The sequence below is a fragment of the Vibrio sp. 2130-1 genome, from assembly GCF_033339515.1.
Window position 1 is genome coordinate 1 of the sequence record NZ_JAWOUT010000004.1, and the last position, 12,445, is coordinate 12,445.

Below are 12,445 nucleotides of genomic sequence, written 5' to 3' on the forward strand. Positions count from 1 at the left end.
ATTGGCGCTGGACTAAACAAAGGCCCCCTTTTAGGGGGCTCACACAAAGCCACCTTCTTTAGAAGGTGGTAATTTACTTATCTGCTCTTTAAGGTGCGACGGCGCCACCAAGGGTTAAATTGCTGGGCCATTTTGTGATCCTGTTACCACCTAAATAGATATTCCCTTTCACCGTCATTGTGTCTGGAAATACTTTCAGCGCTGATCCTCCAATATAAAGATTACCATCAACCACCAATCCTTCAGGAAGATCAGAAATGGGAGTGCGAATAACACTTAGATCACCTTTTACTCGAAGTTTAGCTGGAAGCGCTTTTAGCGGTGTATCTGTCAGATTTAGGTAACCGCCTAGTTTGATGCCTTTAGGCCAGTTTTCGATCTTACTACCTAGTAGGTTTGCATAGCCTTTTATCTTTGTTCCTGAGCGAATAACTTTGAGTGCGCTGTTAGTTGCTTCCAGACTGCCTTCAACATCAAGCCCTTTAGGCAAGGTTTTGATAGGGGTTTGTGAGATGTTTAAGTTGCCCTTTACCACTAGGCCAGAGGGTAGTTGGGTGTAAGGCTTGTTTCTAAGATCAAGATTGCCGTAATTATCGATGTGACCAAACTTAGAATAGTAATCTAGCTCATATGCCAAAGGAGACGAGCAGAGCAGGATTGAAGTAAGGCATAGGGAAACAAAACGCATAGTCAAAGAGTTAGTTAAATACCGAGATCAACAGGTGCTTATCTTATACTTAAATAAACCTATTATGCATTTTTTGCTCACAGTTTTTGATTCATAACTTAAATATTCAAATTAGAGATACACGTTAAAAGTGTGCGCTTCTTTACTGCGCTAAGTAACTTCAAGCTTACTAAAATGAGATAAATTAAATGATTGAATGTGAAGCAGATTCAAGCGTAGAGGTGAGAAAAATATCAGTAGATATTTGAATAATATGAGATTCTTCCAAGAACTTCACAAGGGTCCTTGTTAGTATTATTGAGGTTTGAGGGAGATTTTCATGAAGTTAAAAAGTGTATCTATTTTTACCGCTGGTGTTTTTGCAGTACTGCTGTCGGGTTCCGTTTTTGCTAAATCATACAGTACACCAGAAAACAAAGCGCTAATAGTTGCTGACGGTAAGGTAGGTCAGCGTATCTGTTACTACGATGATAAAGCCTACACCACAGGGGCCGTGATTAATGTTGAAGGCGTATTACTGATGTGTACCGCTGAGAACGATTTTGAAACCAATGGCTCGTTAAAGTGGGTCGTGTTCAAAAAAGACAAATAAACGCGCCGAAGTTGTCTGTTTCATTTAGAGCGGTTTAAGATTAAGAGATTGGAAAAATAAAAAGCGAGCATCATGCTCGCTTTTTTCATTAACGCGCGAGTGAGCGAGTTTTTAATTCAAAGATAAGTTTTTCAGCACTTACTTCAAATTTGAATCGAGCCGTCGCTTGGTTCGATTCTTCGGTTATTTCTGAAACATTGTATTCAACATCAGCACATACTGATTTAGCGAGCTCGATGTATTTTTGTAGTTCAGACTCTAGCTCTGTTTTTGTCTGTGCGAAAACCGTTACGTCGGCAACTTCGTCACCTTCTTTGATGATAAAGCCTATCTCGCCAGCACAGCCGCAGGCCTCACATACTTGGTTTTTTTCTAATTCGACACTCATAACGAATCCTCTTGTAAATACTAAGGGTATTCTATCAGGTATTTGATCTGTATCTACAAAAATGACGACTTTTGCGTAAAAAAGGAACAGAATAGGCACTTGTTAAGTAAGGGTTAAAGATTGGATTACTAAATCATCAAGAACGTTAATGTGATATATATCAACATTTAAAATCAATTAACGAACATAGTGACGAGATTTTGCTCAGTCCAGTTGAACTAATGGTTAATTTATAAGACTATTTCTTGATTGATTATTTTTAATAATTATCATTCTTGGTCTTTGAATAGTTTCGATGAATAATTGGCGCAAGGTTTTGATGAGACTAACTTTTCGCCTTATTTTGAGTAGCATGTATTGACAAAAACATAACTGAAAATTACACATTACGCAGTGTAAAGACGTTATGGTTTGGAACTCGACATGATATTAAATAGTCGCAATACATATACCCAAAGCGCTTTCAAGTGCAGCGCTTAGCAACCTGATTTCTAGGTTTTCGCTAATCGAACCGCATCGGCGAGCCGGGTATAATGCTAAGAATGATTTCATTCTGGCCTCATTTAATAGTGAGTTAGATGGATTTACAAAGAGAAGAGCTTAAAATATGCCAAAGCGTAGTAAAGAAGATACCGAAATCACTATCCAAAAGATCATGGATGCCGTTATTGATCAGCTAATCAGATTAGGTTACGACAAAATGTCGTACACGACGCTAAGCCAGCAGACAGGTATATCGCGTACCGGTATTAGCCATCACTTCCCTAAGAAAACGGACTTCACCGCCGCACTGGATGGCCGTATCTTTAAAATGTTTATTGAACACTTAGAGTTTGATAAAGGATTAAATGCATTTTCACAAAGTTGGATTAAAGCGCTGGAAGATGCTGAGTTTCTCGCGATTTTACGACTGCTATTCCATCACATTGTCACCGCTGAAAATGCGCAAGAATTTGCTGCTAATGGTATTGACCGCTTATACAAAATGGTTGAAAGCCAGTTTGGTGCGGGTGGTGACAAAGAGCTTGAGTGGTTGATTGGTCGATCATTGATCCAAATGAGCAAGTAATAGCCTTTAAAGCACCAAATTCTGCCACTATCAAAGCAAAGGCCCGCAACTCTCATATTGCGGGCCTTTGTCGTATCGAAGTGTTTTAGAGACGGCTTAGAGGAGATACGCTTTATGCTGCGGCATGCACTTGAGGGAAGTCTAGCGTCGGATGTTTTGTCACAATAGATCGATAGCCATAAACTTGCTCAATGCGCTCTGACGTTAGTGCATTCCATGGCGTGTCATCACAAACTAGTTTCCCGTTATGCAAGAGTACAAGGCGGTCTGCGTACTGAGAGGCTAGATTCAAGTCATGTAACACCACAACCACCGCTGCGTTTTGTGCTTTTGCCGTTTCACGAGCAATCTTTAACGTGTTGTGTTGGTGGGCGAGATCCAACGCTGAGGTAGGTTCATCAAGCATTAAGATTCGTTTTTCGCCAGATTGATGTAGTTGTGTCATCACTCGTGCTAGATGCAGTCGTTGCTTTTCTCCACCAGATAAAGACGGGTACAGGCTTTCTGCTAAATGCAATACGTCGGTTTGTTCCATGTAATGTAAAGCCAGTTTAGTGGTTTCTTTATTGGACAGTGATAGCGGTATTGCCCCCAGCTCTACTACTTCTCTGGCTAGAAATGGGAAGGTTAAGGTGCTGTGCTGCGGGAGCATTGCAATATGTTTGGCGCTTTTTTCAGGCTCCCAATCATGCTTTTGTTTACCGAAGTAGGTGATGTGATGATTCGAAGAGATCTCACCGCATAGAAGCTTGAGCAAAGTACTTTTACCTGCGCCATTGGGGCCGAGTAGGGCGGTCACTTCACCAGCTCGGATATCAATGTTGATGTCATCGAGCACCACACGGTTGCCATACGTCATCGAAATGTTTTTCCCCGATAAAACGATCTGGTTCATTACAAAATCTTCCCTTTTTGCTGGAACAATAAGTAGATGAAAAAGGGCGCGCCAATCAATGCGGTCACGATTCCAACTGGTAATTCAGCTGGTGCCACGGCAACACGAGCAAACATATCTGCGGCAGTAAGAAGCAGTGCTCCCATTAAGGCAGATATTGGTAATAGCGTTCGATGGTCAGGCCCAGCGAGCATGCGCCCTAAGTGAGGAATCACGAGCCCAATAAAGCCAATTGCACCACTGATGCTCACCGTAATACCAACACCCAGTGCAGAAAGTAAAATAAGCTGACGTTTGAGTTTTTGAACCGGAACTCCTAAGTGTCTTGCTTCTGATTCCCCTAACAACAGAGCATTCAGCGCCATCGACTTCTTCTGAAACCAGAGCAATAGGATGACGAGTGTTATAGCAGATAGAGCAATCCCTGACCAATTTGCACCAGCTAATGAGCCCATCGACCAAAGCGTCAAATCTCGCAGCATCTGATCATCTGCGATAAAGTTCATGTAGCCAATCGCAGCCCCCGAGAGCGCGCTGATGGCAACGCCGGCTAACAACATAATTGTAACTGAGGTACCAAACTTACTTGTGCCGAGTTTATAAACGAGAATAGTCGTTAGTGCACCGCCAAGGAAAGCAAAAAGAGGCAGAGCCGCTAAGTTCATTAGTTGCGGATAGTTTTGGCTAAATTCAGCAAATACAACAATAGCGAATGCACCACCAAGAGCAGCGCCAGCAGACACACCAATGATACCAGGCTCGGCTAATGGGTTACGGAACAAGCCCTGCATAACCACACCACAAATTGCCAAAATGGCGCCGATGAACATACACAAAATGGTGCGAGGCAATCGGATTTCGTTAATGACCAACTGAATGTGAGGAGCGAGATCAGAACTGCCTCCCGTTAGGCTACGCAAACTGTCAGCAAAGCTAATGTTCATTGGGCCAACGGTAATAGAGGCGATAGCAATAAATGCTAAAAATCCACTAAGCACTGATAACGTCGTTGAAAGGGGGATGCGTCTTAACAACATGTCATGTCTCTATGGGTAAAGCAGTGCATTCAAGCGTTTAGCTTCTGCAAGGCTTTTAAGGCCCAAACCACCTACCAGAGCATGGCCATCAATCGTTATGATGTCTTTGTTCTTTCCAGCGGGTGTTGCAGCAAGAAGCGGCATTGCTTTTAAAATTGCATCGGCACCACCCAACGTTTCATAGCTGCGACCACTAACAAGAATCACGTCAGGCTGCATCTCTACCATCGCTTCTGTGGATAGAGGCTTGTAAGACGAGAGTTGTGTAGCGGCTGGGTTTTGTCCGCCGGCGAGTTGAATAATTGCATCGGGTGTCGTTTGTGAGCCCGCAACATTTGCAGGTCGCCCTTCATGGATCAGCAGAAAGAGCACTTTCTTTTTCTTTGCTTGATTAGGCTGGTTTGCATTGAGTGCTTGTACTTGCGCCTGGACATCTTGCTTTAAGCTTTCAGCTTGAGCCTTGCGATCCATAAGGTTCGCAATTTGATCAATACGTTGATAAAGGCCCTCGACATTTGCATCAGTATTAACAATTTCTACATCTACGCCAGCCGATTTCAATTGGCTCAATGTTGTTTTCGGCCCCATCTCATCAGAACCAATGACTTTTGTCGGACGTAAGGCGAGCAACCCCTCCGCTGAAAGACGACGATGGTAGCCCACTTTAGGCAGTTCCATCCCTTTTGGTAATTGACTGGTGACGTCGATAGCAACCAAGCTATCTTTAGCGTCGAGTTCAAGCAAGAGTTCAGTGACGGCGCTGCCTGCGCTAACAACGCGCTCTGAGGATGGCGTTTCATTGGCAAAAAGTTGACTACTCGCAAGTAGGGAAATAGCTGCCGTGACAACAGCATGAATAGTGATGCGTGTGTTCTTCATTTTGAAAGGATCTCTATCTTACTTATTTTTATGATGGCTCTTCAGTGAGTAACTGAGTTGCTTGAATTCCGTTTTCTTGTAAAAAGCCGAGAAGTTGTACTAGCGACTGAATATTCGCGGTTTTTTCTGCTCCAATTACAATCGGTTTATCGCTTGACTTACTCTCTTCTAACAGCGCGAGGGTAAAGTTGTCCCAATCGATATATGTCTTGCCGTTAATAGCCCAGTAAGGCTCGTCTTTAAGAATATTTACCGTGATGGATTGCTTATCGACATCTGCAACAGCCTGAGATTCTGTGCTCGGTAAATTGACGTCTAATGAATCGAGTTTGACCGCTGCGGTTAACATCAGGAAAACCATGACGATAAAAATAATGTCTAACAGCGGTGTTAAATCGGGGGTTAAACCGTTACGACTATTTTCTTGTGGTGTTTTAATCATTTAGTTGCTGCCTCAATCTTCTCAGAAGAGCGCAGTGTTACTTTTGAGTGGTCTGGCGAGACATGCTGTAACGAGATACCTTCAAGCCATAAGTTGACGTAGTTTAAAGTGTGCTCAAGCTTGGCGATTACACGATCCGCCCACAAACCAATGATCTGCGCTCCTGAAATGGCAGGAAGTGCGATAATGAGACCCGCGGCAGTGGTGCGCATAGCAAGACCTAGGCCGTCAGCCAAATCATTCGGAGTGATATTCCCCGTTGAAACCGCGATGCCTTTAAACATGTCAATTAAGCCAAGTACCGTACCAAGCAAGCCAATTAAAGGGCTGATGACGCCAATCAGCGTCAGCAAACGAAGGCCGGAATGCAACTGATGGCGTTTTTCTTGCAGCCAAATACCTGCGGCATCTTCTCTTAAAGATTTCGAGAAAGAATGATGAGCAAGCAACATCGCAACACCACGGTACAGAAGCGGCCGCTTATTCGACAACTCTTCAGCAAGTGCTTCAAGTTCGCTCCCATTTGTTGGGTCTAATCCTGTGAGCTTTTGGCGAATGGCTCGCTTTCCTACACCAAGGCTAATTAACACATGGAATAATCGCTCGGCGATGATCATCACGGTTAGAGCTGAGCAAATGATCAAAGGCCATGTCATCAGCCCAAATTGAGTTTGTAATTCTTGTAGTTGTTCCATTATCCATCCAACTTAAAACGAACAGGTACTTGTACTCGGTGAGCGACTTTTAGCCCACCTGAAATATGTGGTGTAAATTGCCACTGTTTGATCGCACGAAGTGCTGAGGCATCTAGCGACTCTGTGCCGGAAGACTCAATCAAAACCTGTTTAATCTGGTTACCATTCTCATCTAGCCATATCTCATACAAGGCTACACCTTCAATACCGCGTCTTTGTGCAGACCTTGGGTAACGGGGTTGTGTTGGTTGACTCACAAACGTTGGTTTGTCGACCAACACAGGCTGAGACGTTGCCCCTTTGGATTGGCTCGCAGGTGCGGATTGTTGAGCTACCGTCTCTTTCTTCACTGGTTCCGTTTTTTTCTTTGGTTTCGCTTCGGGCTGAACCTTTTGCTTTGTTACGGTTTTGGTGGGCTCGACCGCTTTAGGTTTAGATTGTTTAACCGGTTCAGGTTTTTTCTCTACTACCTTCTTCTTAACAGCGTCTTTCTTGACGACCTGTTTTTTTACAATCTTCTTTTCTGGTTCAGGTTGGTCTTGAGGCTGCTGCTCTTTTGGTGGTGCTACATTTTCTGGTGTAGATTTTTCGACAGCGGGAGGAGCAGACACAAGATTTAGACTTACCGAACTTGCTGGGTTTCCAGCCGGCATCGCGAACACCTTTGTCTCTTGAGAAACAAAAAGAAGTGCGGCATGGATGGCAAGGGAAGCACCTCCTGCAATGACATATCTTTGTACGTTCACGGAATATCTCGGGAAACTATGAAAACTTGGGCAGATTATTACTTACAATGGAAATAAGATCAATTATCAATTGCATTATCATTACGCTCAAATTATGATTCTTGCAGAATTTTCAAGATCAGCTTCCATCCCTTACATGATGGGAGTTAAGCGAGTATATATGAGCGTCGATATCGATAAGCTTGATGAATCAGTGTTGGGCAGTGATAGTCCTGATCCATTGCGATTTGCTTTTGTTAAGAAGCATTCTGCACATGCCGGGGGAGCGAGCGTACCTGTGCCCTCGTCTCAACAACAGGCGATTTTTTCGAGTATTACGGCTAACTCAATTAAAGCGGCCAATAAACGCTGTCTTTATATTCATGTTCCGTTTTGTCGCGTTCGTTGCACTTTTTGTAACTTCTTTCAAAATGCTGCAAGTCGCACACTGGTTGATGAGTACTTTGAAGCATTAATGCAGGAGCTTAGAGATAAAGCGGCATTACCTTGGACACAAAATGGTATTTTTCACGCCGTATATATCGGGGGCGGAACGCCAACGGATTTATCTCCAGTACAGGTTCGTGTGTTAGGCCAGGCTATCCGAGACCACTTTCCTTTGGCTGCAGACTGCGAAATCACCTTAGAAGGCCGCATCAATCGCTTTTCTGATGAGTTGTATCAAGGCGCTTTAGAGGGTGGTTTTAATCGTTTCTCTTTTGGTGTGCAAAGTTTTAATACACAAGTGCGCCGCAGCGCAAAACGTTTAGATGATAGGGAAGATGTCCTCAAACGAGTGAGCGAGATCGCCAAAGAAGACAAAATTCCGGTCATTATCGATTTACTCTATGGCTTACCTTATCAAACCAAAGAAGTGTTAGAGCAAGATTTAAATGATTTCCTCTCGACTGGCGCACACGGACTGGACTTGTATCAGTTAGTGGTTGGTGGGTCAGCTCCCATGCTCAACCTCGTGGAAAAGGGAAAAATCCCGCCACCTGCGACCACACCAGAAAAAGCGGGAATGTACGAGCTCGGTGTGAACTTTATGGCCAAACACCATATGAAGCAACTGAGCGTGAACCATTGGGCAATCGATAACCGCGAGCGTAGTTTATACAATAGTTTAGCCAAGACTTATGCAGAGGTATTGCCAATTGGCTGTGGTGCTGGAGGTAATATCGGTGGCTACGGGATGATGCAACACCGCACACTAGAGACCTATATTAAAGCGGTCAAAGAAGGTCAAAGCACCATCGCGATGATGATGAAGCAAAGCCCTCTAGAACCACTTTTTTCTGCACTCAAATCTGCGTTTGACCGTGGCATTGTTCAAGCAAATCAACTTCCATCATTTATGGGAGAGGACGCGTTCGGGTTTTTATTGCCTCTATTTAAAGTGTGGCAAGCGAAAGGCTTAGTACAACTACATGAACGTAGCGCAGTCCTTACTCTTGCAGGCAGCTTCTGGGCAGTGTCATTGGCTCAAAGTTGTATTCAGGTACTCACATCAGAGATGAACGAAACCGTACCGAAAGCATCCAATAATTAATGAAAACAAATTGAACAAAAACGGAAGACACAATGGAATCAATCAAGCAACAAGTTGAAGTATTACTAGAGCAAGAACCACAATTATTGCCAGCTGCGATGGCAGAGCGTCTTGGCATTTCCGAGTTTGAGGTTGTTGCGGCTCTACCTCAGGAAATGGTGGCTATTGCACCAGGAGAGCAAGCGCAAAGCATCTTAGAAAGTTTGGTTGGTTTTGGCCCGGTGACGACCATCGTCCACTCTTTTGGTTCTATCTTTGAAGTTAAAGCGCCGTTTCCAAAAGGAAAAGTGGCGCGTGGCTATTACAATTTAATGGGTAGAGAAGGTGAACTGCACGGCCACCTTAAATTAGATAACGTTAAAAATGTCGCATTAGTCAGTAAACCGTTTATGGGTAGAGAGAGTCACTATTTTGGTTTTTTCTCAGAGTGCGGAAGCAATATTTTCAAGGTTTATTTAGGCCGTAACGAAAAGCGCGAGTTGATTGAAGAGCAAGTCACCGCATTTCGCGCCCTACAAGCCGAATTAAAAAAGTAATCACAAACATAATCGAGGCTTAACTCGAATACTAATTAGTAAAGTCAGGTATCAATATGGATCAACAAGTTAAACAAGAGCGTTTGCAAGGTCGTTTAGGGCCAGAGATCAAAGAGTTCCGTCAGGAGCGTCGTACACTTCAGCTTGCAACTGTCGATGCAGAAGGTCGCCCGAATGTAAGCTACGCGCCTTATGTCCAAAACCAGGAAGGTTATTTCGTTCTCATTTCTAAAATCGCTCGTCATGCCCGTAACCTTTTAGAAAACCCAAACGTTTCATTGATGATGATCGAAGATGAAGAGTCTTCAAAGCAGCTGTTTGCTCGTAAGCGCTTAACTTTTGATGCGGTAGCAAATGTAGTTGAGCGAGACACAGAGATGTGGCAACAAGTTGTTGGACAAATGAAAGAGCGTTTTGGTGAGATTATTGATGGTCTAAGCCAGCTAGAGGATTTCGTTTTGTTCAACTTAAAGCCAGAATCGGGGCTATTTGTTAAAGGTTTTGGTCAGGCGTATCAAGTGTCTGGTGATGATTTAGTCGATTTTGTTCACCTTCAAGAAGGTCACAAGAAAGTCGAAAGTGCCTGATTGTAAACCGATCATATGAATGTCGATCATTTGGCATAATGAACGTTTAAAGGGAGTTAGGTTATACTGACTCCCTTTTTTATATTGGAACAAAAGCATGAAACCTGTAAGCAAGGAATTGAGCGAGATTTGCTATCCGTTTATTTACGAGGACAGTCCGGTTTGTGACTTTGAAATTACAGCAGATGAACTTTGTAGTCGTATTGGCCTTGTTCTCGCTATGGAATTGGACGAGTTTAGCCGCGATATACTGACAAGAATGCAGCCTAATGTTTATCATCTAAATGGTTCGGTTCGCGGAAAATTAGCGATTACAGAGACGGAAGTTGAAGAGTTAAAGGCCGATTATGCTTTGCTCAAGCAACGCATTGATGGTGGCTTCAAAGGCTTTGTTCTACCCGGAGGACACCCGGCAGCCAGTCAATTGCATTTGTGCCGTTGCCAAGCTAAAAAAACGGTACGAGCATTAGTTGCCGTTGAACATACAGGTAAGAAGCAGCCCGCACCTATTTTGTTTCGTTACGCGAACTTATTAGCGAATGTACTTTACAGCCTAGCTTCTTATATTAATCATGCTCACCAAGTCAAAGAGACGGAATTCGTTTCTCGTAGTTACGCGATGCCAAAGAAGTGAGCTGAGAAATTAGCGGATGTGAGCATCAGGGATAGGACAAGTACTGCATTATATTCTCAAATCAACTCGTCCAATAAGAGTTAAGAAGTCATAGCTTTGGCTTCTAGCTCTTTTGCTCCGCGAAGCATCGCTTCGATTAGTTCTCCTGCATTGAATTTCTCAAGTGCCTCATGCGCGCCAACTTGGTGAGCTCTGTCTACACAGATTTCGCTCGATAACGATGTATGTAAAATGCGGTATGAATGGTTCAGAGAGGAATTATTCTGAACTTCAAATGCTAATTCATAACCGTCTAATCCGGGCATTTCAATATCGCTGACCAGAATATCAATTGGGCGATGAGCCGCAGCGTCACTTTTCATCAGTTCCAATGCATCTAAACCATTTTTACAGATTTGATACCCAATATTGATGCTATCGAGTGCGTCACACAGCTGTTTACGAGCGATGGAAGAGTCATCCACCAATAGAATACTGAGTGCTTTTAGGCGTTCTCGCTCAATATCTGTCAGCATTGGGATCTTTGAATTCTCGTACTGCGGATAAATTTTGGAAAGTAGCAGCTCCACATCCAGCATTTGAACAGTTTTGTCCTCGTAGCGAGTAATTCCAGTCACGAAAATATTTTTTCCAGCGCTCGGAGGTGGCGTTTCAATAGCTTTCCAATCGCACTCAATGATCTTTTCTATACTACGAACCATAAAAGCAACCACGGTTCGCAAGCAATCTGTCACAATCAAGTAGCAGCTTTTATATTCTTCTTCACTTATAGGACGAAAGCCAACAGCCGCTGACATATCGATCACTGGTACTGTTAAGTTACGTATCGTAACGGTTCCAATGACGTGATGATGCGAGTAAGGGATCTTCGTCGTTGGCATGTATGGGACGATTTCACGGACTTTTAGCGTACCGATAGCGAAACTCTGTTGCAGGGTGAGCTTAAACATCAACATGCCCTGAGACTGATTCGCTTTGCTAACGACTTTTGCCATGAAAATAACCTTATAAATACCACCGAATTGTGTCTAATCTAATCTTATCAGACGAAGGCTTCAACCATTGGAGAGACAAATGTGAGCTTTTTAGACAATCTTTTAGAGAATAGTGATTAACTGAGCAAAACTTGTTTGTATTTTAAACTCATTATGTAGACGATTTTTTATTCCTCGTGTATTTGGGCCTTTACCGCTGAGCTATTATTAAGAAATGTTTGGTCTGTTAAAAAGGATTGGGTACACTTGCGCGACCAGAATAGTGAGAGATAGATCAATGGCAAATACAGCAGCCGCATTACATATTCTTGTGAAGCACAAAGAGCAAGCGGAAGACATAATCAAGCAACTGAAAAAAGGCGCAAAGTTTCAGACATTAGCGAAGAAGTATTCAACTTGCCCGTCAGGCAAACGCGGTGGTGACCTTGGTGAATTCCGCCGTGGTCAAATGGTACCTCAATTCGACAAAGTGTGCTTTTCTGGCGAAGTGTTAACGCCGCATCTAGTTAAAACCAAGTTCGGTTGGCATGTTGTAAAGGTGCTTTACAGAACATAAGGCTTGGTATCGACCTAAACATTGTCAGATGAAACCCACAAGCATTAAATATCATCTGTACGGTCTCTTTTCACCAATCACTACCGTTATGACATGGCAGATACATTCTGATCTGCCATGCTCCACCAAACGCCAATCTTTCCAAACTAGAAACTCATTTATATGCAGTTAACTT

16 protein-coding genes are annotated in these 12,445 nt (G+C 43.3%); 7 read left to right on the plus strand and 9 right to left on the minus strand.

Annotated features, from left to right (window positions below):
* Positions 1-88: 88 nt before the first annotated feature.
* The gene (locus R7Q09_RS06785; protein WP_005375305.1) at positions 89-688 is read right to left on the minus strand and encodes a hypothetical protein; all 600 of its coding nucleotides are present in this window, start codon (positions 686-688) and stop codon (positions 89-91) included.
* A gap of 319 nt (positions 689-1,007) precedes the next feature.
* Between R7Q09_RS06785 and R7Q09_RS06790 the strand changes: the two genes are divergently transcribed.
* Positions 1,008-1,280 carry a YnjH family protein gene (locus R7Q09_RS06790; protein WP_005375306.1) on the plus strand — a complete coding sequence of 91 codons (273 nt, stop codon included), beginning with the start codon at positions 1,008-1,010 and terminating at the stop codon, positions 1,278-1,280.
* Between the two features lie 88 nt (positions 1,281-1,368).
* Here the strand turns inward: R7Q09_RS06790 and R7Q09_RS06795 are convergent, their stop codons facing one another.
* On the minus strand, positions 1,369-1,668 hold the full coding sequence (locus tag R7Q09_RS06795; RefSeq protein WP_005375307.1) for a YfcZ/YiiS family protein: 300 nt from the start codon (positions 1,666-1,668) through the stop codon (positions 1,369-1,371).
* A 607-nt stretch (positions 1,669-2,275) separates the two neighbouring features.
* On the opposite strand from R7Q09_RS06795, the gene R7Q09_RS06800 reads away from it, so the two are divergent.
* On the plus strand, positions 2,276-2,737 hold the full coding sequence (locus R7Q09_RS06800; RefSeq protein WP_318070713.1) for a TetR/AcrR family transcriptional regulator: 462 nt from the start codon (positions 2,276-2,278) through the stop codon (positions 2,735-2,737).
* A 112-nt stretch (positions 2,738-2,849) separates the two neighbouring features.
* Here the strand turns inward: R7Q09_RS06800 and R7Q09_RS06805 are convergent, their stop codons facing one another.
* The 6 genes from R7Q09_RS06805 to R7Q09_RS06830 are packed head-to-tail and all read right to left on the minus strand — an operon-like array spanning position 2,850 to position 7,431.
* Positions 2,850-3,632, minus strand: coding sequence for a heme ABC transporter ATP-binding protein (locus tag R7Q09_RS06805; RefSeq protein WP_005385036.1), 783 nt, complete (start codon positions 3,630-3,632; stop codon positions 2,850-2,852).
* Positions 3,632-4,669, minus strand: coding sequence for a FecCD family ABC transporter permease (locus tag R7Q09_RS06810; RefSeq protein WP_053350537.1), 1,038 nt, complete (start codon positions 4,667-4,669; stop codon positions 3,632-3,634). The genes R7Q09_RS06805 and R7Q09_RS06810 overlap by 1 nt, the downstream gene beginning before the upstream one ends.
* 9 nt (positions 4,670-4,678) lie before the next feature.
* Entirely contained in the window at positions 4,679-5,548 is an 870-nt protein-coding gene (locus R7Q09_RS06815; RefSeq protein WP_085569330.1) for a hemin ABC transporter substrate-binding protein, read from the minus strand.
* Positions 5,549-5,576: 28 nt separating this feature from the next.
* A complete protein-coding gene (locus R7Q09_RS06820) occupies positions 5,577-5,990 on the minus strand; it encodes an ExbD/TolR family protein (protein ID WP_005375322.1) in 414 nt (137 codons plus the stop codon).
* Positions 5,987-6,685: a MotA/TolQ/ExbB proton channel family protein gene (locus R7Q09_RS06825; RefSeq protein ID WP_005375324.1), complete on the minus strand. Its 699-nt coding sequence runs from the start codon at positions 6,683-6,685 to the stop codon at positions 5,987-5,989. The genes R7Q09_RS06820 and R7Q09_RS06825 overlap by 4 nt, the downstream gene beginning before the upstream one ends.
* Positions 6,685-7,431 (minus strand): energy transducer TonB, encoded by a 747-nt coding sequence (locus tag R7Q09_RS06830; protein WP_064354554.1) that lies wholly within the window; start codon positions 7,429-7,431, stop codon positions 6,685-6,687. The genes R7Q09_RS06825 and R7Q09_RS06830 overlap by 1 nt, the downstream gene beginning before the upstream one ends.
* A gap of 160 nt (positions 7,432-7,591) precedes the next feature.
* Between R7Q09_RS06830 and hutW the strand changes: the two genes are divergently transcribed.
* The 4 genes from hutW to R7Q09_RS06850 all read left to right on the plus strand — a co-directional run bounded on the left by hutW (position 7,592) and on the right by R7Q09_RS06850 (position 10,719).
* A complete protein-coding gene (hutW, locus tag R7Q09_RS06835; protein WP_318070712.1) occupies positions 7,592-8,962 on the plus strand; it encodes a heme anaerobic degradation radical SAM methyltransferase ChuW/HutW in 1,371 nt (456 codons plus the stop codon).
* A 32-nt stretch (positions 8,963-8,994) separates the two neighbouring features.
* Positions 8,995-9,498: a heme utilization cystosolic carrier protein HutX gene (gene hutX, locus R7Q09_RS06840; protein WP_005385051.1), complete on the plus strand. Its 504-nt coding sequence runs from the start codon at positions 8,995-8,997 to the stop codon at positions 9,496-9,498.
* Positions 9,499-9,554: 56 nt separating this feature from the next.
* Entirely contained in the window at positions 9,555-10,085 is a 531-nt protein-coding gene (hutZ, locus tag R7Q09_RS06845; RefSeq protein WP_005375331.1) for a heme utilization protein HutZ, read from the plus strand.
* 97 nt (positions 10,086-10,182) lie between these two features.
* A complete protein-coding gene (locus tag R7Q09_RS06850) occupies positions 10,183-10,719 on the plus strand; it encodes an ATP:cob(I)alamin adenosyltransferase (RefSeq protein ID WP_005375333.1) in 537 nt (178 codons plus the stop codon).
* 80 nt (positions 10,720-10,799) lie between these two features.
* On the opposite strand, the gene R7Q09_RS06855 is transcribed toward R7Q09_RS06850, so the two are convergent.
* The gene (locus R7Q09_RS06855; protein ID WP_005385059.1) at positions 10,800-11,714 is read right to left on the minus strand and encodes a chemotaxis protein; all 915 of its coding nucleotides are present in this window, start codon (positions 11,712-11,714) and stop codon (positions 10,800-10,802) included.
* A 214-nt stretch (positions 11,715-11,928) separates the two neighbouring features.
* Between R7Q09_RS06855 and ppiC the strand changes: the two genes are divergently transcribed.
* Positions 11,929-12,270, plus strand: a complete 342-nt coding sequence (gene ppiC / locus R7Q09_RS06860; RefSeq protein WP_080276970.1) for a peptidylprolyl isomerase PpiC — start codon at positions 11,929-11,931, stop codon at positions 12,268-12,270.
* Positions 12,271-12,445 lie beyond the last annotated feature (175 nt).

Coding starts and splice junctions, on each gene's coding strand:
- R7Q09_RS06820 (WP_005375322.1), bottom strand. CDS start 5,990: ATGATTAAAACACCACAAGAAAATAGTCGTAACGGTTTAACCCCCGAT.
- R7Q09_RS06825 (WP_005375324.1), bottom strand. CDS start 6,685: ATGGAACAACTACAAGAATTACAAACTCAATTTGGGCTGATGACATGG.
- R7Q09_RS06810 (WP_053350537.1), bottom strand. CDS start 4,669: ATGTTGTTAAGACGCATCCCCCTTTCAACGACGTTATCAGTGCTTAGT.
- hutZ (WP_005375331.1), top strand. CDS start 9,555: ATGGATCAACAAGTTAAACAAGAGCGTTTGCAAGGTCGTTTAGGGCCA.
- R7Q09_RS06785 (WP_005375305.1), bottom strand. CDS start 688: ATGCGTTTTGTTTCCCTATGCCTTACTTCAATCCTGCTCTGCTCGTCT.
- R7Q09_RS06850 (WP_005375333.1), top strand. CDS start 10,183: ATGAAACCTGTAAGCAAGGAATTGAGCGAGATTTGCTATCCGTTTATT.
- R7Q09_RS06800 (WP_318070713.1), top strand. CDS start 2,276: ATGCCAAAGCGTAGTAAAGAAGATACCGAAATCACTATCCAAAAGATC.
- R7Q09_RS06795 (WP_005375307.1), bottom strand. CDS start 1,668: ATGAGTGTCGAATTAGAAAAAAACCAAGTATGTGAGGCCTGCGGCTGT.
- R7Q09_RS06815 (WP_085569330.1), bottom strand. CDS start 5,548: ATGAAGAACACACGCATCACTATTCATGCTGTTGTCACGGCAGCTATT.
- hutW (WP_318070712.1), top strand. CDS start 7,592: ATGAGCGTCGATATCGATAAGCTTGATGAATCAGTGTTGGGCAGTGAT.
- ppiC (WP_080276970.1), top strand. CDS start 11,929: ATGTTTGGTCTGTTAAAAAGGATTGGGTACACTTGCGCGACCAGAATA.
- R7Q09_RS06790 (WP_005375306.1), top strand. CDS start 1,008: ATGAAGTTAAAAAGTGTATCTATTTTTACCGCTGGTGTTTTTGCAGTA.
- R7Q09_RS06855 (WP_005385059.1), bottom strand. CDS start 11,714: ATGGCAAAAGTCGTTAGCAAAGCGAATCAGTCTCAGGGCATGTTGATG.
- hutX (WP_005385051.1), top strand. CDS start 8,995: ATGGAATCAATCAAGCAACAAGTTGAAGTATTACTAGAGCAAGAACCA.
- R7Q09_RS06805 (WP_005385036.1), bottom strand. CDS start 3,632: ATGAACCAGATCGTTTTATCGGGGAAAAACATTTCGATGACGTATGGC.